Source organism: Planomonospora antibiotica (genome assembly GCF_014647955.1).
GTDB classification, from domain to species: domain Bacteria; phylum Actinomycetota; class Actinomycetes; order Streptosporangiales; family Streptosporangiaceae; genus Planomonospora; species Planomonospora parontospora.
This window is the reverse complement of record NZ_BMQE01000060.1, coordinates 14,114-34,836: the sequence shown is the minus strand read 5'-3', so window position 1 is coordinate 34,836 and position 20,723 is coordinate 14,114. Positions and strand designations below refer to the sequence as shown.

The 20,723-nt window shown below is 73.2% G+C and carries 21 protein-coding genes and 1 tRNA gene; 11 read left to right on the top strand and 11 right to left on the bottom strand.

What is annotated here, in order from left to right:
- Nucleotides 1–203 (bottom strand): helix-turn-helix domain-containing protein (locus IEZ06_RS32110; RefSeq protein ID WP_189240433.1); only part of this gene is annotated, 203 nt, incomplete at its 3' end.
- 240 nt (nucleotides 204–443) lie between these two features.
- A tRNA-Pro gene (locus IEZ06_RS32105) sits at nucleotides 444–520 on the bottom strand.
- Between the two features lie 126 nt (nucleotides 521–646).
- Here IEZ06_RS32105 and IEZ06_RS32100 point away from each other — a divergent pair.
- The 4 genes from IEZ06_RS32100 to IEZ06_RS32085 all read left to right on the top strand — a co-directional run bounded on the left by IEZ06_RS32100 (nucleotide 647) and on the right by IEZ06_RS32085 (nucleotide 2,976).
- A complete protein-coding gene (locus tag IEZ06_RS32100) occupies nucleotides 647–1,087 on the top strand; it encodes a hypothetical protein (RefSeq protein WP_189240432.1) in 441 nt (146 codons plus the stop codon).
- Nucleotides 1,088–1,193: 106 nt separating this feature from the next.
- Complete coding sequence (locus IEZ06_RS32095; protein WP_229799005.1) at nucleotides 1,194–1,925, top strand: hypothetical protein; 732 nt, start codon at nucleotides 1,194–1,196, stop codon at nucleotides 1,923–1,925.
- A gap of 40 nt (nucleotides 1,926–1,965) precedes the next feature.
- Nucleotides 1,966–2,787: a hypothetical protein gene (locus IEZ06_RS32090; RefSeq protein WP_189240431.1), complete on the top strand. Its 822-nt coding sequence runs from the start codon at nucleotides 1,966–1,968 to the stop codon at nucleotides 2,785–2,787.
- 3 nt (nucleotides 2,788–2,790) lie between these two features.
- The gene (locus tag IEZ06_RS32085; protein WP_068894029.1) at nucleotides 2,791–2,976 is read left to right on the top strand and encodes a hypothetical protein; all 186 of its coding nucleotides are present in this window, start codon (nucleotides 2,791–2,793) and stop codon (nucleotides 2,974–2,976) included.
- Nucleotides 2,977–3,155: 179 nt separating this feature from the next.
- Here IEZ06_RS32085 and IEZ06_RS32080 read toward each other — a convergent pair whose 3' ends face one another.
- From IEZ06_RS32080 to IEZ06_RS32070, 3 genes are all read right to left on the bottom strand, one after another.
- Nucleotides 3,156–4,562, bottom strand: a complete 1,407-nt coding sequence (locus IEZ06_RS32080) for an NAD(P)/FAD-dependent oxidoreductase (protein WP_189240430.1) — start codon at nucleotides 4,560–4,562, stop codon at nucleotides 3,156–3,158.
- Between the two features lie 27 nt (nucleotides 4,563–4,589).
- Nucleotides 4,590–4,973: an ATP-binding protein gene (locus IEZ06_RS32075; protein ID WP_229799003.1), complete on the bottom strand. Its 384-nt coding sequence runs from the start codon at nucleotides 4,971–4,973 to the stop codon at nucleotides 4,590–4,592.
- A gap of 257 nt (nucleotides 4,974–5,230) precedes the next feature.
- On the bottom strand, nucleotides 5,231–6,007 hold the full coding sequence (locus IEZ06_RS32070) for a SigB/SigF/SigG family RNA polymerase sigma factor (protein ID WP_068894032.1): 777 nt from the start codon (nucleotides 6,005–6,007) through the stop codon (nucleotides 5,231–5,233).
- A gap of 194 nt (nucleotides 6,008–6,201) precedes the next feature.
- On the opposite strand from IEZ06_RS32070, the gene IEZ06_RS32065 reads away from it, so the two are divergent.
- Nucleotides 6,202–6,576: an anti-sigma factor antagonist gene (locus IEZ06_RS32065; RefSeq protein ID WP_084007907.1), complete on the top strand. Its 375-nt coding sequence runs from the start codon at nucleotides 6,202–6,204 to the stop codon at nucleotides 6,574–6,576.
- A gap of 88 nt (nucleotides 6,577–6,664) precedes the next feature.
- Here the strand turns inward: IEZ06_RS32065 and IEZ06_RS32060 are convergent, their stop codons facing one another.
- Nucleotides 6,665–7,399, bottom strand: coding sequence for a GAF and ANTAR domain-containing protein (locus IEZ06_RS32060; protein WP_189240428.1), 735 nt, complete (start codon nucleotides 7,397–7,399; stop codon nucleotides 6,665–6,667).
- Between the two features lie 126 nt (nucleotides 7,400–7,525).
- Here IEZ06_RS32060 and IEZ06_RS32055 point away from each other — a divergent pair, with 126 nt between their 5' ends.
- From IEZ06_RS32055 to IEZ06_RS32045, 3 genes are all read left to right on the top strand, one after another.
- Nucleotides 7,526–9,385 carry a SpoIIE family protein phosphatase gene (locus IEZ06_RS32055; protein ID WP_189240427.1) on the top strand — a complete coding sequence of 620 codons (1,860 nt, stop codon included), beginning with the start codon at nucleotides 7,526–7,528 and terminating at the stop codon, nucleotides 9,383–9,385.
- Nucleotides 9,386–9,618: 233 nt separating this feature from the next.
- Entirely contained in the window at nucleotides 9,619–10,791 is a 1,173-nt protein-coding gene (locus IEZ06_RS32050) for a glycosyltransferase (RefSeq protein WP_229799002.1), read from the top strand.
- 95 nt (nucleotides 10,792–10,886) lie between these two features.
- Nucleotides 10,887–11,504: an FMN-binding negative transcriptional regulator gene (locus IEZ06_RS32045; RefSeq protein WP_189240425.1), complete on the top strand. Its 618-nt coding sequence runs from the start codon at nucleotides 10,887–10,889 to the stop codon at nucleotides 11,502–11,504.
- 89 nt (nucleotides 11,505–11,593) lie between these two features.
- Here the strand turns inward: IEZ06_RS32045 and IEZ06_RS32040 are convergent, their stop codons facing one another.
- Entirely contained in the window at nucleotides 11,594–12,688 is a 1,095-nt protein-coding gene (locus IEZ06_RS32040; protein ID WP_189240424.1) for a PucR family transcriptional regulator, read from the bottom strand.
- 76 nt (nucleotides 12,689–12,764) lie between these two features.
- Between IEZ06_RS32040 and IEZ06_RS32035 the strand changes: the two genes are divergently transcribed.
- Nucleotides 12,765–13,691, top strand: coding sequence for a proline dehydrogenase family protein (locus tag IEZ06_RS32035; RefSeq protein ID WP_189240423.1), 927 nt, complete (start codon nucleotides 12,765–12,767; stop codon nucleotides 13,689–13,691).
- 2 nt (nucleotides 13,692–13,693) lie between these two features.
- Entirely contained in the window at nucleotides 13,694–15,319 is a 1,626-nt protein-coding gene (gene pruA, locus IEZ06_RS32030) for an L-glutamate gamma-semialdehyde dehydrogenase (RefSeq protein WP_189240422.1), read from the top strand.
- Here pruA and IEZ06_RS32025 read toward each other — a convergent pair.
- Entirely contained in the window at nucleotides 15,267–16,037 is a 771-nt protein-coding gene (locus tag IEZ06_RS32025) for a hypothetical protein (RefSeq protein ID WP_189240421.1), read from the bottom strand. The genes pruA and IEZ06_RS32025 overlap by 53 nt on opposite strands.
- A 92-nt stretch (nucleotides 16,038–16,129) precedes the next feature.
- Here IEZ06_RS32025 and IEZ06_RS32020 point away from each other — a divergent pair, with 92 nt between their 5' ends.
- The gene (locus IEZ06_RS32020; protein ID WP_189240420.1) at nucleotides 16,130–16,906 is read left to right on the top strand and encodes an alpha/beta fold hydrolase; all 777 of its coding nucleotides are present in this window, start codon (nucleotides 16,130–16,132) and stop codon (nucleotides 16,904–16,906) included.
- 85 nt (nucleotides 16,907–16,991) lie between these two features.
- Here the strand turns inward: IEZ06_RS32020 and IEZ06_RS32015 are convergent, their stop codons facing one another.
- The 3 genes from IEZ06_RS32015 to IEZ06_RS32005 all read right to left on the bottom strand — a co-directional run bounded on the left by IEZ06_RS32015 (nucleotide 16,992) and on the right by IEZ06_RS32005 (nucleotide 20,670).
- Nucleotides 16,992–17,558: a hypothetical protein gene (locus tag IEZ06_RS32015; RefSeq protein WP_189240419.1), complete on the bottom strand. Its 567-nt coding sequence runs from the start codon at nucleotides 17,556–17,558 to the stop codon at nucleotides 16,992–16,994.
- Nucleotides 17,559–17,605: 47 nt separating this feature from the next.
- Nucleotides 17,606–19,843, bottom strand: a complete 2,238-nt coding sequence (locus IEZ06_RS32010; RefSeq protein WP_229799009.1) for a transglycosylase domain-containing protein — start codon at nucleotides 19,841–19,843, stop codon at nucleotides 17,606–17,608.
- Between the two features lie 494 nt (nucleotides 19,844–20,337).
- Nucleotides 20,338–20,670, bottom strand: a complete 333-nt coding sequence (locus tag IEZ06_RS32005; protein WP_189240417.1) for a putative quinol monooxygenase — start codon at nucleotides 20,668–20,670, stop codon at nucleotides 20,338–20,340.
- Nucleotides 20,671–20,723: the final 53 nt, after the last annotated feature.

The window sequence follows — 20,723 nt, the reverse complement described above, 5'->3', positions numbered from 1 at the left end:
TCGCTCTTCTTCCACTCGGTGAGCTCCGCCGAGGACTGCACGTAGGAGATTCTGCGCTGCTCGCCGTACCAGGCCCGCGTGCGCTCCTCCAGCGCCTTGTTGTACACGAGGCGGACGCAGCCGAACGTGCGGGACAGCTCAGCCGCCTGCTCGTCCGTGGGGTAAAAGCGGTACTTAAAAGCCCGCTTGACCTGCTGCGTCATGCCTCACATCGTATCAGTTTCCGTGTGAGCGGCGGGTTTCGGCCGGTGGCCGTAGACGCCGAATCGCCCTGGCGGCGATTCGCCTTTCCCTGCCCCGCTACGCGGGAGCTTCGTTTCCTCCCCAGCCTGAAGGCCGGGGTATCCACGAAGGAGGCCCCATGATGAACGGAGCGGTAGTCACCCGGAATGCAGCAAGGGTGTCTCCCTTTCGGGTGACACCCTTGCCGACCAGCCTAAGCGTGGTCGGGACGACAGGATTTGAACCTGCGACCCCTTGACCCCCAGTCAAGTGCGCTACCAAGCTGCGCTACGTCCCGGTTTGTCCGTTCGGCCCTTGTGGGCCGTCCCTCTCGGGCGGACGTCATAACCTTAGCGCAGATCGAGTGGACATGTGCACGCCGAGGCGTTCACCGGGCGAAGTGATCGACTGAAGGGCGGGGCGTGTGGGGCGCAGGGCGCTGATCGACCAGGAGGAGCTGCGGCGGCTGGCCGGGCAGGGGTTGTCGAACGCGGAGCTGGCCGCGCGGTTCGGGGTGAGCGAGTCCGGCATCCTGCAGGCCAAGCGGGCCGCGGGGCTGTCGAAGCCGATGCTCGACCACTCCCGCGCGATCCCGTGGAAGCTGAACCGCGCGCACACGCAGTCCGGCCCGGCGACGAACCTGCGCAACCTGTCGTCGGTCGCCCAAGGCCGCACGATCCCGCCGGAGAAGCTCAACACGGCTCTGCGCTGGGCCGACCGGCTGGTCGCCGCGGGGCTGGACGTCGCCTACGACCCGGAGCTCGGATTCCGGGAGGTCCCGGCCGCCGCATCCGGGGAGTCCCTCGTCGGGGCGGTCCTCGCCGAGGCCCGCAGAGCCCTGCCCGACGGTCGCCCCGAGCCTTGATCCCCCGGCCTCGTCGGCGGATTCCCCGGTCTCGTCGGCGGTTTCGAGGCGGCCCCTCGGGGCAGCGCACGAAAGCAACCGCTGACACAACCGACCGGAGGCCCACATGTCCGCCGATACCCTCGCCTGGGTGGCCGCCGTCGTGGTCGCGGTGGTGGCGATCGTCGCAATCGGCTACGCCGTACTGCGGCAACGACGCCGGCACCGGCTCCGCGACCGGTTCGGCCCCGAGTACGACCGGACCGTGCGCGAGCGCGAGAACCGGCGCGAGGCCGAGCAGGAGCTCCTCGCCCGCGAGCAGCGTTTCGACTCCCTGGACATCCGCCCGCTCAGCCCCGAGGCGCGCCAGGCCTACGCCAAGAAGTGGACCGAGGTCCAGGAGCGCTTCGTGGACGCCCCCGGTTTCTCGGTCACCGAGGCCGACCAGCTGGTGACCTCGGTGATGGCCGACCGGGGCTATCCGACCGAGGACTTCGAGCAGCGGATCGCCGACCTGTCGGTGGCCCACGGCCGCACCCTCGACCACTACCGCAAGGCCCATGAGATCAGCGGCCGCGCGGTCCGCCAGGCGGCCTCCACCGAGGAGCTCCGGCAGGCCATGGTGCACTACCGCGCCCTGTTCGAGGAGCTGCTGGAGGCCCCCGGATCCCGCGGCTCGAACGACGGCTCCCCCCGGAACGACTCCCGGAACGACTCCCGGAACGACTCCCGGAACGACTCTCCGCGGAACGGCTCCCCCCGGGAAGGTTCCTCCGGGGAGCGCCCCTCCCCCGACCGCTCCCCCCGGCACGCGGAGGCGCGCTCCGGACAGGCCCGTGACGACACGCGGACCGACTGAGGATCACAGACCCCCAATCCCCCTGAGGACGGTGACCCGTATGAACGACCGATCCGACCGAGACTCAGACCGCCGCACCTCCGAGCGCATCGCCGACCGCCTGGTCCACCCGCGCGACGACGGCCGCGGAAACCGCCACGACGACGGGCTCAGCGACACCGGACCCCTGGTGCCTCCCCAGCGCGCCGACGCGGTGCCTTCCGGGACCGGTGCGGCCCACGATGGTGCGGCCCACGGACCCTCCGGGACCGGTACGGCCCACGACGACGCGCCCGTCGGCCGGCCCGGTGACCTGCCGGACGCCGAACCGCCCGCCACCGACGCCGACCGCGCCGTGGCCGCCGGTTCGGCGGCGTCCGGCGCGCGCGCCGCGAGCCCGGATCCGGCCCACAGCGGCGCCGAGTACGCCGCGGTTCCGGACGGCGCGGCCGGAGACCGGACGGCCTCCACCCTTCCGGCCCCCGACGGCCCGCCCCACGGGAGCACCCCCGTCCCCGAGCCCTCCGCGCCGCGGTCCTCCACCCGCCTCTCGCTTCTCGACGAGGATCCCGAGGACGTACGGCGGCGCTGGCAGGAGGTCCAGGTGGGCTTCGTGGACGACCCGCGCAGGGCCGTGGAGCGCGCCGACTCGCTCCTGGACGAGATGACGACCGCGATCCGCTCCGCGCTGGAGGCCCGGGCCTCCGATCTGCAGAGCCGCTGGAAGAACGCCGAGCAGGCCGACACCGAGCTGCTCCGTACGGCCCTGCGCGACTACCGGTCGGTGCTGGAGCAGCTGCTGGAGCTGTCGGCTCCGTCCACCGCGTCCGGCGGCGCGTCCGCTCCGTCGCCGGTGTCCCCCATGTCGTCCGGGAAGAGGTGACCCATGCTTGCGATCGCCGCCGCCATCGTGTTCGGTCTCGGCCTTCTGCTCGATCTGATCGGCGCCCGGCTCGGGGCCGGCATCACCGGCACGACCTTCATCCTGCTCGGACTCCTGCTCCTCGCCCTGCACCAGGCCGGGGTCGGCACCGCCGGCTGGCGCGGCGGAGGCTGGCGGCGCAGGAGGTGAGCCCGCCCCGGCGGGAACCGGGACGAGGACAGACCGAGCACGGGAACGGGAAGGGGCGCCGCCCTCGCGGGGCGGCGCCCCTTCCCGTTCCCGTGCGGACGGGCGGATCTCACCGGCGGCTTCCCTTGCGCGGGAGGCCGGATCTCATCGATGGCTTTCCTCGTACGGGCGGGCGGATCTCACCGGCGCTCGGCCGGGGCCGGGGAGCCGGACCGCTCCTCCGCGGCCCGCGGTCCCGGCCGCCCTTCCCGGACCGGGCGCTCCGCCCGCTCCGGGATGCGGGACTCCGGGCGGGCCGCGAACTCGAACTCCTTGCGGGGGTCGGACAGCGCGCCGAGCGAAGTGATCTCCCGGCGGAAGAACAGGGCGAGCGTCCAGTCGATCAGCACCCGCACCTTCCGGTTGAAGGTCGGCACCCGTGACAGGTGGTAGGTCCGGTGCATGAACCAGGCGGGGAAGCCGCGCAGCTTGCGGCCGTAGATCTGGGCCACGCCCCGGTGCAGGCCCAGGCTGGCGACCGATCCCGCGTAGGCGTGCCGGTAGGCCTTGCGCTCCGTGCCCCGCAGGGCGGCCACCACGTTGTCCGCCAGCGTCCGGGCCTGCCGTACGGCGTGCTGGGCGTTGGGAGCGCACGTCTGCCCGGGCTTGGTCAGGTCCGGTACGGCGGCGCAGTCGCCGGCGGTGAAGACGGCGGGATGCCCCTCGACCGTCAGCTCGGCGGTGGCCCTGACCCTGCCCCGGTCGTCCAGGGGAAGGCCGCTGGCGCGCACGAGCGGGTGGGGCTTGACCCCGGCGGTCCACACGAGCGTGGCGGAGTCGAACTCCCCGCCGTCGTCGAGGACGACGCGGCCCCCTTCGGCCGACTCGATGCGGGTGTTCAGCCGGACGTCGATGCCGCGCGCGCGGAGCTGCTCCAGCGTCCACCGGCCCATGTCGGGGCCGACCTCGGGGAGGATGCGGTCGGTGGCCTCGACCAGGATCCAGCGCATGTCACCGGGGTCGACGGACGGGAAGTAGCGGCAGGCGTCCCGCGCCATGTCCTCCAGTTCGGCCAGCGCTTCGACGCCGGCGTAGCCGCCGCCGACGAACACGAAGGTCAGCGCCCGGGAGCGGACCTCCTCGTCCTCGGTGGAGGCCGCCAGGTCGAGCTGGGCCAGGACGTGGTTGCGCAGGTGGATGGCCTCCTCGACGGTCTTGAAGCCGATGCCGCACTCGGCCACGCCCGGGATGGGCAGCAGGCGCGAGACGGAGCCGGGCGCGAAGACGAGGATGTCGTAGGGGAGGGTGCGCGGCGGCCCCTGGTGCGGGTGGACCTCCAGGGTCCGGGCCTGCAGGTCGACGCCGACCGCCCAGCCGTTGACGATCTCGCACCTGTGCAGGACCCGGCGGAGGGGGACGACGACGTGCCGGGGCTCGATGTTCCCGGCCGCCGCCTCCGGCAGGAAGGGCTGGTAGGTCATGTAGGAGTCGGCGTCGACGACGGTGACGCGGGCCTCGCCGCGGCGGAGCCTGCGCTGCAGGCGCAGGGCGGTGTACATGCCGACGTAACCGCCGCCGACGATCAGGATGCGGGGAATGTGACTCATGTCCGGCCCCTACCCGGAAAGGCGGCCTCAGACCGTGAAGGACATCGTGACGGCCGTCCCGTTCGGGCCGGTCCGGAAGTCGATGTCGGAGCTGACCATCCGGGCCACCCACAGCCCCATGCCACTGGTGGCGAAGGGCCCGGGAGGGGTGGTCCCGGGGGTCGTCTCGGGGGTCCACCGGCCCTCGTCGTGCACCTCCACGACGAGGGTCCCGTCCTCGGCCCACATCCGCAGCAGCGCCTTGGCGCTGGCATGCCCGTGGGTGACGGCGTTGGTGGCGACCTCGTTCACCGCGACCAGGAAGTCGGGCAGGCGCTCCTCCGCCATCCCGCTGCGCAGGGCGTGCACGGTGGCGAACTCGCGCACCTGCGGCAGGTCCGGCAGGCAGAAGGCCAGTTCGGCCCGTGCCATCCGCGCCGAGCCGCCCCCGGCGGGAGGGGACCCGTCCGCGGAAGCCGCCTCGCCGAAGGGCGGCGCGCCCTCGAAGGAAGGCCGAAGCCGGTCGTCGGCCGCCTGAAAGCGAGCCGGACGAGCACCGTCCTCGTTCACCCGTGAACCGCCTCCCCCGCCCCGTGGCACCCGCACCATGAGTGCCCGGGACTCATCGGAACGCACTCTATGCCACCTAGGCTCCCGCCGACTGAGCTGCCCCGCAACCAGGGTCATAATCAGGCTTCGGCGAGAAGTTCGGCGCGCAACTGGTCCAGCACCTTACGCAGAATCCGGGAGACGTGCATCTGGGAGATGCCGAACTCCGCCGCGATCTCGGCCTGGGTCAGGTTCCCGAAGAAGCGCAGGAGCAGGATGTTCTTCTCCCGCGGCGGCAGCTTGTCGATCAGGGGCTTGACCGCCTCCCGGTCCACCAGCACCGACAGCGCGTCGTCCTCGTCGGGGATGACGTCGCCCAGAGCGGCCGTGTCGTCGTCCGCCCCGAGCGGCGCGTCGAGGGAGAGCGCGCTGTAGGCGGCGGAGGCGTCGAGGGTGAGCAGCACGTCCTCTTCGCTGATCTTCATCTTCTCGGCGAGCTCGGCGACGGTCGGGGCGCGGCCGAACTCCTGGCTCAGGTCGGAGACCAGGCGGTTCAGCTCCGCCCGCCGCTCCTGGTAGACGCGGGGCACGCGGATGGCCCAGGTGCGGTCGCGGAAGTGCCGCTTGACCTCACCGGTCATCGTGACGACGGCGTATCCCCGGAAGGGGTGACCGAGGGTCGGGTCGAAGCCGTTGATGGCCTTCATCAGACCGACGTACGCGGCCTGGAGGAGGTCCTCCAGGGGCTCGCCCCGGTAGCGGTAGCGGCGGGCGATCTCCATCGCCAGCGGGCGGTGCATCTCGACGATGCGCTCACGCAGTCGCTCTGCGCGGTATTCAGAGATTTCAGGCGAGACCATCTCCGCCAGAAGGTCCTCGGCGGTCATGTCGTTGAGTTCGAGTGCCTGAACAGACATTGCTGCTCCCTGATATGACTGTCGGGCGGCGCCGAAGCCAGCGGAGCAGTATCCGGGCAGACGGCATCGCCTCGACCACGTTTCGAGGCGAGGCCCTCTGCTGGACCTCGTCTCGAGTATTCCCCAGATTCCGGGAGTATTACTCCCCGCCAGGTAACAGTAAGGTTGCTATGCGAACCGCGAGGAGGATCTGGGTGACGGTGTCGAACAACGGTGATGGATCAGCCCTGGCCCTGGCGTCGGCGACCGTGAGCGGAGTGAACGTGATCCGGGTGACGGGCCTGCTCGACGCCACGACCAGGGACCAGTTCGCCGACTACCTCGCCGCGGAGGCCGCCGAGCACGGCATCGACATGGTCCTGGACCTCGGCGGCGTCACCTTCATGGACTCGCGGGCCCTCGGCCTCATCGTGCACCAGTGGCAGGTCAGCACCCAGGCCGGCGGACGTTTCGCCCTCATCGGGGTGGAGTACGCCAAGACCAAGGTGATGTGGATCACCGGCCTGGCCCAGCGGCTGCCGCTCTACGACACGCTCGACGACGCGCTGGCGGCGTTCGAACGGTCCTGACCGCCGGGTCCGCCCGCTCCCCCGGCCGGTCCCGGCCCCCGGGACCGACCCCGGTCGCGTCCCGGAGCGGTCCTAGCGTGGAGCGCTCCTAGAGCACCTGGTCCGGCCGGACCGGCCGGCCGCCCCGGCTGCGCTGGTGCTCGTCGACCAGGAGCCTGGCCAGGTCGGCGACCTTCACCTGGTGGTGCTGGGAGACCCGGCGCAGCTCGTCGAAGGCCTCCTCGGCGGAGCAGCCGCTGGACTTCATGATGATGCCCTTGGCCTGGTCGATGACGGCGCGCCCGGCCAGCGCCTCCTGCATCTGCGCCGCGTCGGTCCGGACCTCGTCGTAGTCCCACATGTTGGCCAGGGCCACGGTCACCTGCTCGGCCAGCATCTCGGCCAGCGGGGTCACGTTCCGGGTGGCGAAGACGCCGGGGCGCACGCCGTACAGGCCGAGGACCAGGACCGCGCGCTCGACGGTGATCGGCATCGCCAGGACGGAGCGGACCCCGCAGCGGACCGCCATCGCGGTGTAGTCGAGCCAGCGGGTCTCGCGCAGGACGTCCTGCACGATCACGTGGCGGCCGGTGGAGCGCGCCTCCGCGCACGGCCCCCGGCCCAGCCCGCTCTCGCTGTCGACGAGCACGACGAGCTCGCTGTGCGAGGCCGAGACCACCAGCCGCTCGTCCCGCCAGAGCTCGGCGGATCCGCCCGCGCAGCCGGGCACGCCGCCCGCGAGGGTGGCGGTCAGCCCGCACAGCACGCTCTCGCTGGAGGTCTCCTCGCTCACCCTGCCGAGGGCGGCGAGATCTCGGGCGAGAACGGGGGTCATCATGTCCATGTGATGAGATCCCTTCCGGGGTTTCGATAACTTAACCACTACCTGACCGTGCATCGATGAGACCCGCGGGGTGGCGTACCGTCTACAGCGGGACACCCCCACTCCGGCCCTGGACGAGGACGAGCATTGACCGAACCCATTGGCCTTCCCGCCCTGGAGCAGGCGCTCGAGGCGCTGACCGCGAGGGTCCTGTCCCTGCGTGAGACCAGGTCCAGCTACCCCGCGGACCCCCGTTCCACACTCGACGCCGCGCTCGCCGAGCTGGACACCGCCCGCGAGCTGCTGGACGCCGCCCTGCGCGAGCTGCGCAGGACCCCGCGGCGCTCCGGTGAGCGGGAGAACGGCTCGCAGCGGGAGCTCAAGCTGCTGCGCCAGGTGTTCAAGACGTTCCCGGTGCCGGTGGCGGTGCTGGACGGCTCGGGGGTGGTCCGGCGGATCAGCGCGGAGACCTCGCGGATGCTGGGCAGCCCGGCCGGCTATCTGATCGGCCGGTCGTTCCCGCTGTTCGTCGACGTCTCGCGCCGGGCGGCGTTCCGCTCGCACCTGACCGCGGTGCAGCAGAACGGCCAGACGGCGACGTTCCAGACCCGGCTGGCGCACCAGGGCCGCGCGCACACCGTGCAGCTCGCCCTGGTGCGGCTGACGATGCCTGGCGAGCCGCACGCGATGACCGCGGTCGTGATCCTGCCGCTGGAGACGCAGGTCGCCGAGGTCCCGCCCGGACCGGCCGACCGGTCGGACGCCGCCCTGATCCTGGCCTCCGCGCGCCGCCAGGAGCTGCTGTCCCGGATGACCCGCCTGCTGCTGGACGAGGAGAGCCTCCGCCAGCCGGTGACCGTCACCCGCGCCTCGCGGCTGCTGGCCGCCGAGGCCGCCGACTGGGTGATCGCCGACGTGGTCCGCGAGGGCAGCCCCCGCCGTGCGTGCGTGTTCGGTCCCTCCGACCGGCCGGTGACCGACCTGGTCCGCCTGGTCGAAGGGCTGAACCCCCTGCGGGCGCCGCTCATCGCGCACGTGCTGACCGGCGGTTCCGGCGTGGTGCACGAGATGGTGGAGGACGAGAACCTGCTGGGGGGCGCCGGCGACGGGCCTCCGCTGCTGCGGGTGATGGGCGCGGCCTCCGTGCTGTGCGTGCCGATCGGCGGCGAGGACGGCCCGGCGGGCTCCCTCACCCTGGTACGGCTGCGCGACCGCGAGCCGTTCTCCCTGGCCGACCTGGGCGTGCTGCAGGAGATCGGCGTGCACCTCGGGCTCGCGGTGCGGGCCCGGCGCAGCTTCCAGAACCGGTCGCAGGCCGCCGACGCCCTGCGCACCAGCGTCGTGCCGCGCAGCCTTCCCGACATCCCCGGGTTCGAGGCCGCGGCGATCTACCACGCGGGGTCCAGCCCGGTGGGCGCCGAGTTCTACGACGTCTTCCCCGTCGCCGACGGCTGGGGCTTCGCGCTCGGCGGGGCGGCGGGCAAGGGCGAGGAGGCCGCCTCGGTCAGCGCCATGGTCCGCAACGGGCTGCGCGTGCTCAGCGTCTGGGAGTCCGATCCCGGCCAGGCGCTGCGCAAGCTCAACCAGGCGCTGGCCGTGCAGCACAGCGGCATGTTCGTGATGGCGCTGGCCGGGTTCGTCAAGGGGCGGCGGATCAGGCTGGCCAGCGCGGGGCACCATCCCGCCGCGCTGCTGCGGCCCGACGGCACGGTGCGCTTCACCGCCGGGGGCGGCGTGCCGCTGGGCATCTCCCCCGACGCGGAGACCTTCGACGAGGAGCTCACGCTGACCGCCGGCCAGATGCTGGTCTTCTACTCCGACGGCCTGGTGGCCTCGCGCAACGACGAGGGCGAGGCGTACGGCGAGATGCGGCTGGCCGACGTGCTGGCCCGGTGCGTCTCGCAGTCCCCCGCGACCGTGGTCAAGACCGTCGAGGAGGACCGGCACGCGTTCTCCGGCGGCCGGGTCTGGGACGAGGTCGTGGTCCTCGCGCTGCGTGTGGCGTAGGTCTCTCGCGGGTACGGCGTCGCGGAGGCCGCCTTCCGGCCCGGGACGGGCACCGGAGCGCCGGAGCGGGACGCCGCCGTCCCCCGGCGTCCCCCGGCGGTGCCGGGAATACGGAGGTTTGCCATCGACGGCGATCCGGGTATGGTTTCTCGCATACAGATGAGTGCCTAAGACGCAGGCACCCCTGAAGGAATCCTTGGCTTTCCATGCCTGTCTCCTCCCAGAGGTGTGCCGTGAATATTGCATTCGTCTTCTCCGACGCCCTGTCCGCCACCCAGGACTGGTCCGACCTCTCCGCCCAGCGCACCCAGATGCTCGCCATCGCCCGGGAGCTCGGCAAGGAGCACAAGGTCACCGTCTACACCCGCAGGGCCTCCGATTCGGGCAAGGCCCGCGTGCGCGTGGCCCACGGCGTCACCATGGAGCACCTGGCGGTCGGGCCCGCCGAGGACCTGTCCGAGGACGACGTCCTGCGCCACCTGTCCGGCTTCGGCACCGAGCTGACCCGCCGATGGAGCCAGGACCGTCCGGACGTCGTCCACGCCTGCTCCTGGACCGCCGGACTGGCCGCCATCGCGGGCGCGGACGGCCTGTCGATCCCGGTCGTCCAGGGTTTCATCTGCGAGAGCACCGACCCCAGGAAGGCCCGGCTGCAGCGGGCGATCAGCCGGCGCGCCGGCGCGGTGGTCGCCGGATGCGGGGGCGAGGAGTCGGAGCTGATCCGGATGGGCGTGCCGCGCCGCAACATCGCCGTGGTGCCCTGCGGCATCGACGTCGAGCGGTTCCGCCGGCAGGGGCCGGCCGCGCCGCGCGGCACCCGGTCCCGTCTGCTGCACGTGGGGCCGCTCTCCGAGGGCAAGGGCGTGCTGACCGCGATCCGGGCCCTGGAGGGCGTACCGGACGCCGAGCTGCTCGTCGCCGGCGGTCCGGCCGCCGCGGACCTGGAGCACGACGCCGACGCGCACCGGGCCATGATGCTGGCCAAGGAGCTCGGCGTGGAGGACCGGGTCACCCTGCTCGGGCAGGTCGCGCACGCCTCCGTGCCCAAGCTGATGCGCAGCGCCGACGTGGTCGTCTCGCTGCCCCGCGAGGCCGCGGCGGGCGTCGTCGCGCTGGAGGCCATGGCCTGCGGCGTGCCGGTCGTCGCCTCCGCGGTGGGCGCGCACACCGACTCCGTCGTGGACGGGGTGACCGGTCTGCTGGTCGCGCCGGACCGCCCCGCGCAGACCGCCCGGCTCGTCCGCGAACTGCTCGCCGACCCGACGCGGCGGACGGCGCTGGGCTTCGCCGGGGCCGACCGCGTCCGCTCCCGCTACTCGTGGGAGCGGATCAGCCAGGAGCTCCTGCGGGTCTACGGGGACGTCGTCCCCGCCGAGGCGCGCACCCTGCAGCCGTCGGCCGCCTGACGGCTCCGCCCCGTCTTCGGCCCGGCCCGGGATGCGGTTCACTCCCGGACCGGGCTTTTCACTGCATTCTGGTGGATAGGTATACGTTTGACCGCATGATGATCCATCCATGGGACGCCGCGGCTCCCGACGAGGCGCTGGAGTTCGTCCGGTCGAGCGGGTTCGGCCACCTCATCGCCTCCGGCCGGGACCGCGACGTCCCGGTCGTGGTGCCGACCCAGTTCCTGCTCGCCGACGACGGCACGGTCCTGCTCCACCTGGCCCGGCCCAACCCGGTCTGGGCGGCGATCGCGGAGAACCCGGCCGTGCTGCTGTCCGTGGCCGGCGACTGGGCCTACGTGCCCGGCGCGTGGAAGGTCCTGCCCGGCGAGGACGACCCCCGCCTCGGCGTGCCCACCACCTACTACGCCGCCGTCCAGCTCGTCTGCCACGCCGAGGTCGTCACCGACCCCGAAGGCAAGCTCGACATCCTGCGGGCCCAGATCGCCCGGCTGGAGCCGGAGGGCGCGCTGGCCGACCCGGCCGAGCACGCCCGGCGGCTGCCCGGCATCCTGGGGCTGCGCCTGACCGTGCGGAAGGTCGAGGGCAAGTTCAAGTACGGCGGCAACGCCGACGAGGCGCACCGGCGCCACATCGCCGACCGGCTCGCCGAGCGCGGCGGCCCCGGGGACGTCCCGGCCCGCGCGCGCCTGCTGCGCCGCCTCGGCGGCTGATCCCTCCGGCACCGGCGTCCGGGCGTCGGCGCCCGGCGGCGGTCCGCGCGAGGCGTGCGGCCCGGACGGGACCGGTGGTCCCCCGCGGACTACAGGAGCCGGGCGGCCTTGAGGGAGAGGTGGACCAGCAGCCGGGCCTCCCCGTCCCCCAGGTCGCGCCCGGTGAGCCGCTCGGCCTTGCCCAGCCGGTAGTAGAGCGTCTGGCGGTGCACGCCGAGCGCGGCGGCGGTCTCCTGGACGTGCCCGGCGCGGTCGAGGTAGCCCTCCACCGTCCTGGCCAGTTCGGGGTCTGCCGCCAGCGCGGCGGTCTCCCCGGCCAGCTCGCGCAGGTCGGCCGGGGCCAGGCGGAGCAGCGCCCGGTAGACCCCCAGGCCGGACCAGTCCGCGACCGGGGCCAGGCCCGGCACCCGGACGGCCGCCCGGAGCGCGCCCACCGCCTCCCGCCAGCTCAGCCAGGCCTCCCCCGGCTCGTCGCGCGCGCCGCCGATCCCGGCGGCGGTGCCGTACATGGCCTGGACCCGCCCGGCCACCTCCCGCGCGTGGGCCGCCGGGGCGAGCAGCCCGACCAGGGGCCCGTCCGCGGCCGGGAGGCCGGGTTCGGCGAGCACGTCGCGCGGGAGCGTCCAGAGCGCGGCGACCCGGTCGGCCGGGCCGTGCACGGCGATCGCCGCCACCGGGCCGCGCAGGTCCAGCGTGTCCGGCAGCGGCAGGGCCCGCGCGCGCTCCCCGGCGTCGGCCGAGAACAGCTCCCGCAGGTGCGCGCCCAGGTCCCGGCGGCGGCGGGCCTCCTGCGCGAGCGCCGCCGCCGCCCGCCCGACCAGGCCCGCCACCGAGGCCAGCCGCTCGTCGGTGAGCGTGCCGTCGTCCAGCAGCCACAGGTAGCCGTAGGTCACCCCGTCGTGCCGGAGCGGGACGCAGACCCGGGCCAGCACGCCGAGCTCGGCGTCGGCGGGGATGCGGACCCGGCCGGGCGCCGTCGCGATACCGTACCCCTCGAAGTAGGCCCGGACCTCGTCGGAGGCGCGGCGGCGCAGGATCGACTCCTGGCGCACGGTGTCGATGTCACCGCTCTGCGCGGCGTACGCCAGCAGCTTCAGCGAGCGGTCCTCCAGGGTGGCGGCGGCGCCGAGGCGGGCGGCGATCTCGTCGACGGTCTCCTGGAGCATGCCGCCATTGTCGTACATCTGTACAAACCCTGCTCCCGCGATCGTGGCAGATGCACATTCGATAGTTCTGACCTGGCGTTTTAGGCTGGATGACATGCTCGGTTCACTGCTTCTCGCCGGGTCACGGGTGCCGGCCGTACGGCGTGCCGTCTCCGGCGTCCCGCTGACACGCAAGGTCGTCGACCGCTTCGTCGCGGGCGAGACCCCCCAGGACGCCGTCGAGGCCGTCCGCCGCCTGACCGGCGCCGGCCTCACCGTCACCATCGACCATCTGGGCGAGGAGACCCGGGACGCCGGGGCCGCCGCGAGTACGGCGCAGGCCTACACCGTCCTGCTCGGCGCGCTGCGCGAGCTGGACCTCGGCGACCGCGCCGAGGTGTCGGTGAAGCTCTCCGCGGTCGGCCAGGCACTGGGCGCCGACGGCGACAAGATCGCCCTGGAGAACGCCCGGCGCATCTGCGAGGCGGCCCACGCCGCGGGGGCGGACGTCACCCTCGACATGGAGGACCACACCACGGTCGACTCCACGCTCGGCGTCCTGCGCGCGCTGCGCGGCGACTTCCCCCGCACCGGCGTGGCGCTCCAGGCCTACCTGTTCCGCAGCGAGGCCGACTGCCGCGACCTGTCGCACGAGGGCTCCCGGGTCCGCCTGGTCAAGGGCGCCTACGCCGAGCCCGCCTCGGTCGCGCACCGCGACAAGACCGAGGTCGACAAGGCCTACGTCCGGTGCCTGCGCATCCTCATGGCGGGCGGCGGGTATCCCATGGTGGCCACGCACGACGACCGGCTGATCTCGATCACCGAGCTCCTCGCCGACCGCTCCGGCCGCTCCCGGGGGGACTACGAATACCAGATGCTCTACGGCATCCGCACCGACAAGCAGCAGGCCCTCGCCGGCGCCGGGCACACCGTCCGCGTCTACATCCCCTACGGCGACGACTGGTACGGCTACTTCATGCGCCGCCTCGCCGAGCGCCCGGCCAACGTCGCCTTCTTTCTCCGCGCCCTGGGAGGCAAGTAGCAATGGACGCCATCTCCAACGTTCCCGTCCCCGCCAACGAGCCGGTGTACGGCTACGCGCCCGGCAGCCCCGAGCGGGAGGCGCTCACCGGCCGCATCAAGGAGCTGGCCGGGTCCCAGCTCGACCTGACCATGACGATCGGCGGCGAGCAGCGGATGGCCGGCGGCGCCCCCGTCGACGTGGTGCAGCCGCACAACCACGCCGCCGTGCTCGGCCGTACCGCCGACGCCACCGCCGGTGACGTGCGGGCGGCGATCGACGCCGCGCTGGCGGCGGCCCCGGCCTGGCGGGCGCTGCCCTTCGACGAGCGGGCCGCGATCTTCCTGCGCGCCGCCGAGCTGCTCGCGGGCCCGTGGCGGCAGACGCTGAACGGCGCCACGATCCTCGGCCAGTCCAAGTCCGTCCAGCAGGCGGAGATCGACGCGGCCTGCGAGCTGATCGACTTCCTCCGGTTCAACGTGGCCTACGCCCGGCAGCTCCACACCGAGCAGCCGGCCTCCTCGCCGGGCGTGTGGAACCGGATGGAGTACCGCCCGCTGGAGGGCTTCGTCCTGGCGATCACCCCGTTCAACTTCACCGCCATCGCCGGCAACCTGCCCGCCTCTGCCGCCCTGATGGGCAACGTCGTGGTCTGGAAGCCCTCCCCCACCCAGCAGTTCGCCGCGCACTTCACGATGCGGCTGCTGGAGGAGGCCGGCCTCCCGCCGGGCGTGATCAACATGGTGACCGGCCACGGCTCGGCGGTCTCGGAGGCCGCGCTGACCCACCCGGAGCTGGCGGGCATCCACTTCACCGGCTCCACCGCGACCTTCCAGCACCTGTGGTCCACGGTCGGCGCGAACATCGCCTCCTACCGGAGCTACCCGCGCCTGGTCGGCGAGACCGGCGGCAAGGACTTCGTACTGGCCCACCCCTCGGCCGACCCGGCCGTGCTGACCACCGCGCTGGTCCGCGGCGCCTTCGAGTACCAGGGCCAGAAGTGCTCGGCCGCCTCCCGCGCCTACGTGCCGCGCTCGGTCTGGACCGCGATCCGCGACGAGCTCGTCGGCACCGCCGAGTCGCTGACGGTCGGCGACGTGGCCGCCGACCTGTCGACGTTCATGGGCGCGGTCATCGACTCCCGGGCGTTCGCCAAGCACAGGGCCGCGATCGACCGGGCGCGCTCGCTGGACTCGATCGACGTGCTCACCGGCTCCTACGACGACTCGGTCGGCTACTTCGTCAAGCCGACGATCCTGGTCTCCTCCGACCCGGCCGACGAGATCTTCAGCAAGGAGTACTTCGGGCCGATCCTCGGCGTGCACGTCTACGACGACGCCGACTTCGACACGGTGCTGGACCAGATGGAGAGCGCCTCGCCGTACGCGCTGACCGGCTCGGTGATCGCCCGGGACCGCTACGCGATCACCGCGGCCTCCGAGCGGCTGCGCTTCGCGGCGGGCAACTTCTACGTCAACGACAAGCCCACCGGCGCCGTCGTCGGCCAGCAGCCCTTCGGCGGCGCCCGCTCCTCCGGCACCAACGACAAGGCCGGGTCGATCTTCAACCTGATCCGCTGGGTGAACGCCCGGACGATCAAGGAGACCTTCGTCGCCCCGGCCGACCACCGCTACCCGCACATGGGCTGACCGCCCTCCGGCGGGCCGGCGCCTCCGTCGCAGGGGAGCCGCGCCCGCCGGAGCCGCCCGCGGCCGGGGGGATGTCCTCTCCGGGCAGGTAGCCTCTCGCCGCGAGGTTGGCGGCCCGGGCCCGTTCCCGGCTCGCGGTGACGACCTCGCGCTGCCGCGCCGACCGCCCCGCCTGCTCGGGCCGGTCCTCGCCGGTCAGGGCGGCGCCCACCCGGTCGCCCGCCTCGAGCCGGTCGAGCCGTACGCCGTCCGCGGCCTCCTCCGCCGCGATCAGCATCCGGGCCCAGGACGCCAGCGCCCGCGCCCAGAGGCTCCGCGCCAGGGCCGCCTCCTCGGGAGAGGCCCTGTGGCGGACCCGTTCGTACTGCCCGGAGAGCACCTCGACCTGACGGCGCGCCGCCTCGAGTGTGGCGGGCGGCGGGAAGCGCCCGTCGCCGGCGTCCTGGGCCGGGTGCTCCCGCCCGCCGCCGGGGTCGTTCCTCACCCCGTCCAGGACCTCCTCGCGGGAGATCAGCGTGCGCACCCATTCCATCAGGGCCCAGGCCCATGCCTGCCTCGCCCGGAACAGCTCGCCGATGGACACGCCCCCGGAGTCGATCGCCTGCCGGGCGTCGCCGTACCGGCTCATGGCCCAGCGGAGCTCGCGCCCGGCCTCCCGGAACTCCAGCCGGGCGTGCTCACGCCGGTCGGAGGGATGATCTGTCCGCGGATCGTCCACGCCGGGAGGGTACGGCAGGCCTTCGGCCCGCGTCCGTCGAAACAGGAAATCCCTCAGCCCGGCCCGGGGCGTTCTGTGCCAAAATCACGATCATGGGGATTTTCGTACAGAAGTCCGGACGAGCCGACGCGCCGGCGGTGGTGCTCCTGCACGGCGCCGGCACCAGCGGCTGGATGTGGACGAGACAGGTCGCCGACCTGGCCGCGGACTTCCTCGTCCTCGTCCCCGATCTGCCCGGTCACGGCCGGAGCAACGCCCTTCCGTGGGTGTCGATCGCCGACACCGCCGCTCTCGTCGCCGAGATGATCACCTCACACGCGCCCGGGCGGCGGGCCCACGTGGTCGGGCTCTCGCTGGGCGGGTACGTCGGCCTGCACCTGGCGGCCGCCCATCCCGAGCCGGTGGCGACCCTGACGGTCAGCGGGGTGAACATCCTCCCCTTCCCCAATCGCGGCACGATGAGGATCATGGGCGCGCTGATGACGCCGCTGATGAAATGGGGGCCGATGCTGCGCGCCAACGCCCGCAGCCTCAACATCCCCGCCGAGGACTTCGACGGTTACCGGGAGGCCGCGCGGGCCATGACCCGGCAGGCGTTCCGCCGGGTCTCCGAGGAGGCTCTGGACTTCCGGGTCCCGGTCGGGGCCGGGGACTCTCCGTGTCCGGTCCTGGCCGTGGCCGGCGGCAACGAGCACGACCTCATCAAGCGTTCACTGCCCGGGATCGCCGCCGCGTTCCCCGCGGGCGAGACCCGGCTGGTGCCCGGAGCGGGCCACGGATGGAACGGGGAGAAGCCCGAGCTGTTCACCGCGATGGTCCGCGCCCGGGCCACGGGAGGCCCGCTGCCCGGGGAGCTCCTCGCGGTGTGACGGACGGCGCGGCCCGCCGCGCCCGCGCCCGAGCCCGGTCCGGTGGGCACCGCCGGCGCGGTGGACCGGGGCGCGGGGCGGAGACTCAGGGAGTGCCCGTCCGGGCGGACAGGCCCGACCAGGAGGAGGCCGTGCAGCCGGCCAGCAGCGTCACGCCGGACAGCACCCCGCTGACGAGGGGCACCCACTCCAGGGCCGCGGTGAAGGTCAGGGCGAGCCCGATGACGCCGAGCGCGGTGAGGACCAGGCCGGGCAGCATGATGGTGCGGTTCTTCCAGACCGGCCCGAGGGCGACGAAGTGCACGCCGACGACGAGGGCGATCCAGGCGACGTTGGTCTGCACGGGGCGGTCCAGGGCGCGCAGCACCGCGAGGCCGCCGAACAGCATGACGACCTCGGCCACGGCGATGACCGCGAAGCCGAGGCCGAACATCTTCCCGCCGGCCTGGCCTCCGGCGACGACCGGTTCGACGCCGGTCGTCCTGGCCCGCCGCACGGCGGTGAACCACAGGACGACGACGCCGCCCAGGGCGGCGGAGGCGGCGATCCGGAGGACGAGTGCGATCGTCGGATCGAGGGGCGGGTGTGAGTTCACGAACACGAAGACCGTGCCGAAAACCGCGCCGATCAACAAGCCGGTCAGACGTTGCATGACGCGCACCCTACCGAAAATCGATCAAGGAAGGGAGGCGGGCGAGGTCACCCGCCGCCGCCTCCGCCCGGTCCGTCCGCCCCGCCGTTCCCGCCCGGACCCCGGCCCTGCCCCGGCCCGTGCCCGCGGCCCGGTCCGTGCTCTCCGTTCCCGGGCGAGCGCTCTCCGTTCCCGGGTCCGTCACCGTTCCCGGGTCCGTCGCCGGGCCCGCCGTCGCCGGTGTCGGAGACGGGCGGCCGGGGGGCGCAGCCGGCGCCGCAGCCGCCGAAGCGGGCGGGGTCGACCGGGTGGAAGGGCGTGGCCCGGACGCCCTTCAGCGCGGCCATCATGGTGTCCTTCCAGATCGGGCCGGAGATGGAGGCCCCGAAGACCGCGCCGTAGTAGCGTCCGCCGATGGTCACGCCGCGGAGCTTGTGCGCCGTCGAACCCCGGGGGTCCCCGAGGCTCACCGCGCCGGCCAGGTCGGGGGTGAACCCGGCGAACCAGGCGGTGGCGTGGTCGTCGGTGGTGCCCGTCTTGCCCGCGGCGGGCCGGCCGATCCCGCCCACGCTCCGCATCGTGCCCTTGGTGAACACCCCGGACAGGACGTCGGCGGTGGCGTCGGCGATCGCGGGGTCCAGCGCCTGGCGGCACCGGGGCCGGTAGTCGGTCGCTTCGCCGTTCCGGTCGGTGATCCGGGTGATCGCCATCGGCCGGCAGTACCTGCCGCGCGCGGCGATGGCGGCGTACGCGCCGGCGACGGTGACCGGGTCCGTCTCGTTGACGCCCAGGGTGAAGGTCTGCACCTCCCGGAGCGGCCGGCCGTCGGCGCGCCTGATCCCCAGCGACCTGGCCGTCCGCACGGTGTCGCACAGGCCCACGCGCTCCTCCAGCACCAGGAAGAAGGTGTTGACCGAGCTCCAGGTGCCCGTGCGCAGCGTCTTGAAGCCGGGCGACCCCTCGTCGTTGGTGATGGTGTGCGTCGGGTCGCCGACGTTGCCGCCCTTGCAGTCCTTGAAGGTCGAGTAGGCGGGCGCGCGGTAGCCCGCACCGGCGGTGAGGCCGTCGTCGAGCTTCATGCCCTTCTTCAGCGCCGCGATCAGCGTGAAGGTCTTGAACGTCGAGCCGGGCTGGAAGCCGATGCCCCCGCCGTGCGCGGCGTCGGCCACGACGTTGTAGGAGATCTCGTTCCTGCGCCGGGAGGTGCCGTACTCGCGGCTGGCCGCCATCGCCCTGATCATGCCCGTGCCCGGCTGGACCAGGGCCTGGGCGGCGACCGGCTCGTCCGAGGCGTGCACCCGCGCCCTGATCGCCTTCTCCGCCGCGGCCTGCATCCGGGGCTCCAGCGTGGTCCTGATCGTCAGGCCGCCGCGGTTGAGGAACCGGGCGCGGGCGCTCTTGGTCTTCCCGAAGCTCGGGTTGCCGAGGATCTCGTGGCGCACGTACATGCAGAAGTAGGGGTACGGGCTGGCCTCGCACCCGCCGGGCCGCGGCGTGCCCTTGTACCCCAGTTTCCTGGCCTTGGCCTTCGCGGCCTCCTGCGGGGTGATCCTGCCGAGCTCCGCCATCCGGTCGAGCACGACGTCGCGCCGGTCCAGCAGCCGCTTGCGGTTCTTCCTGCCCCCTTCGGGGTCGGTGGCGTTGGGCAGCTGCACGGCCGCCGCGAGGGTCGCCGCCTGCGCCAGGTCGAGCTCGGCCGCCGGGATCCCGAAGAACCGCTTGGCCGCCGCCTCGACGCCGTTGGCCCCCGCGCCGAAGTAGGCGATGTTCAGGTACTTCTCCAGGATCTGGTCCTTGGTGTACTTCTGCTCGACGGCCAGCGCGTGGCGCAGCTCGTTGAGCTTGCGCGCGTAGCTGGCCTCCAGCGCCTTGTTCTTCTCCTCGTCGGTGACGGCCGTGTTGAGCAGCACCTGCTTGACGTACTGCTGGGTGATGCTGGAGCCGCCCTGGCTCACCCCGCCGGAGGCGAGGTTCTTCGCCAGGGCCCGGATGGTCCCCTCGATGTCGATCGGGCCGTGCTCGTAGAAGCGGTCGTCCTCGATCGCGATGATCGCCGTCCGCATCACCGGGGCCACCTCGGCGAGCGGGACGACCTCGCGGTACTCCTCGTAGAACTGCGCGATCTGGTTGCCCCTGGCGTCCAGGACGGTCGTCTTCTCCGCCAGCGGCGGCTCCGGCAGGTCCACCGGCCTGAGGTTCAGCTCGTCCGAGGCGGTGACCACCAGCGCCCCCGCACCGCCCACGGCGGGCAGGGCCAGGGCCGCGGCCAGCACCCCCGCGGCCACCGCCGCCTGGGCCAGGCGCATGACACCGGACCCCGCCCCCGTCCGCGCCCCCGTCCGGGTCCCGGCCCGCTCCTCCGGGGGGACCGCCCCCGGCTCTCCGAAGATGTTCATCCGGCGGCACCGGCGCCGGTGCCGCCACCGGCCGCCCTCCGGGTCCCGGGGCGGCGGCGGGCCCCTCCGGACGGCGGCGCGGCCGTGAACCGGCTCGCGACGACCACGTGCATCGTTCCTCCTGCGACTGGGAAGTCATGGGCGGGCCCGCGGGACGGGGTTCGCGGTGAGTCCACGCGATGCCCGCCGGCCTGGGGGACGGAGTCGTCCCATGACGTGTGACGGCCCCCGCCCCGGCGGCTCCCGCACCGCCCGCTGATCACACGGGACAGCAGACCAGACCTGGCGGTTCGTGTCCAATACCGGTAAACGCATCCGATGGATACCGGAACGGATATCACCGCAGGCGGAGCGGTGGGGAAACACCGCCGGACGAGGCCGCTCCCTCTTCGCGGAGGAGGATTTCAGTCCCGCTCGGGCACGGCCATCTCGCCGAGGAGGGACCAGTCGTCCTGCGGGACCGTCGCGTTGACGATCCGGGGCGTGGCGGCGAGGTGGGGCGGCAGCGTCCGCCGCGCCTGCCGGAAGTGCTCGGATCCCACGTGCGCCGCCCCGGCCTCGTCGTCGCGGAACGCCTCCACCAGGACGTACTCGGCCGGGTCCGCGACGCTCCGGGACCAGTCGAACCACAGGCAGCCCGGCTCGGCGCGGGTCGCCTCCGTGAACTCCCGGGTGATCTCGGGCCACCGGTCGGCGGACTCGGGCAGCACGCGGAACTTGGCGGTGATGAAGATCATCGGTTCTCCTCTGCTGGTGGACGGCGGGACGCGGTCGCGGGACGACCCGCCGA

Excerpts from the sequence above, each read along its gene's own strand:
- IEZ06_RS32095 (WP_229799005.1), top strand. The coding sequence starts at position 1,194 with ATGTCCGCCGATACCCTCGCCTGGGTGGCCGCCGTCGTGGTCGCGGTG.
- IEZ06_RS32090 (WP_189240431.1), top strand. The coding sequence starts at position 1,966 with ATGAACGACCGATCCGACCGAGACTCAGACCGCCGCACCTCCGAGCGC.
- IEZ06_RS32085 (WP_068894029.1), top strand. The coding sequence starts at position 2,791 with ATGCTTGCGATCGCCGCCGCCATCGTGTTCGGTCTCGGCCTTCTGCTC.
- IEZ06_RS32080 (WP_189240430.1), bottom strand. The coding sequence starts at position 4,562 with ATGAGTCACATTCCCCGCATCCTGATCGTCGGCGGCGGTTACGTCGGC.
- IEZ06_RS32075 (WP_229799003.1), bottom strand. The coding sequence starts at position 4,973 with ATGGCACGGGCCGAACTGGCCTTCTGCCTGCCGGACCTGCCGCAGGTG.
- IEZ06_RS32070 (WP_068894032.1), bottom strand. The coding sequence starts at position 6,007 with ATGTCTGTTCAGGCACTCGAACTCAACGACATGACCGCCGAGGACCTT.
- IEZ06_RS32060 (WP_189240428.1), bottom strand. The coding sequence starts at position 7,399 with ATGGACATGATGACCCCCGTTCTCGCCCGAGATCTCGCCGCCCTCGGC.
- IEZ06_RS32045 (WP_189240425.1), top strand. The coding sequence starts at position 10,887 with ATGATGATCCATCCATGGGACGCCGCGGCTCCCGACGAGGCGCTGGAG.
- IEZ06_RS32040 (WP_189240424.1), bottom strand. The coding sequence starts at position 12,688 with ATGTACGACAATGGCGGCATGCTCCAGGAGACCGTCGACGAGATCGCC.
- IEZ06_RS32035 (WP_189240423.1), top strand. The coding sequence starts at position 12,765 with ATGCTCGGTTCACTGCTTCTCGCCGGGTCACGGGTGCCGGCCGTACGG.
- pruA (WP_189240422.1), top strand. The coding sequence starts at position 13,694 with ATGGACGCCATCTCCAACGTTCCCGTCCCCGCCAACGAGCCGGTGTAC.
- IEZ06_RS32020 (WP_189240420.1), top strand. The coding sequence starts at position 16,130 with ATGGGGATTTTCGTACAGAAGTCCGGACGAGCCGACGCGCCGGCGGTG.
- IEZ06_RS32015 (WP_189240419.1), bottom strand. The coding sequence starts at position 17,558 with ATGCAACGTCTGACCGGCTTGTTGATCGGCGCGGTTTTCGGCACGGTC.
- IEZ06_RS32010 (WP_229799009.1), bottom strand. The coding sequence starts at position 19,843 with ATGCGCCTGGCCCAGGCGGCGGTGGCCGCGGGGGTGCTGGCCGCGGCC.
- IEZ06_RS32005 (WP_189240417.1), bottom strand. The coding sequence starts at position 20,670 with ATGATCTTCATCACCGCCAAGTTCCGCGTGCTGCCCGAGTCCGCCGAC.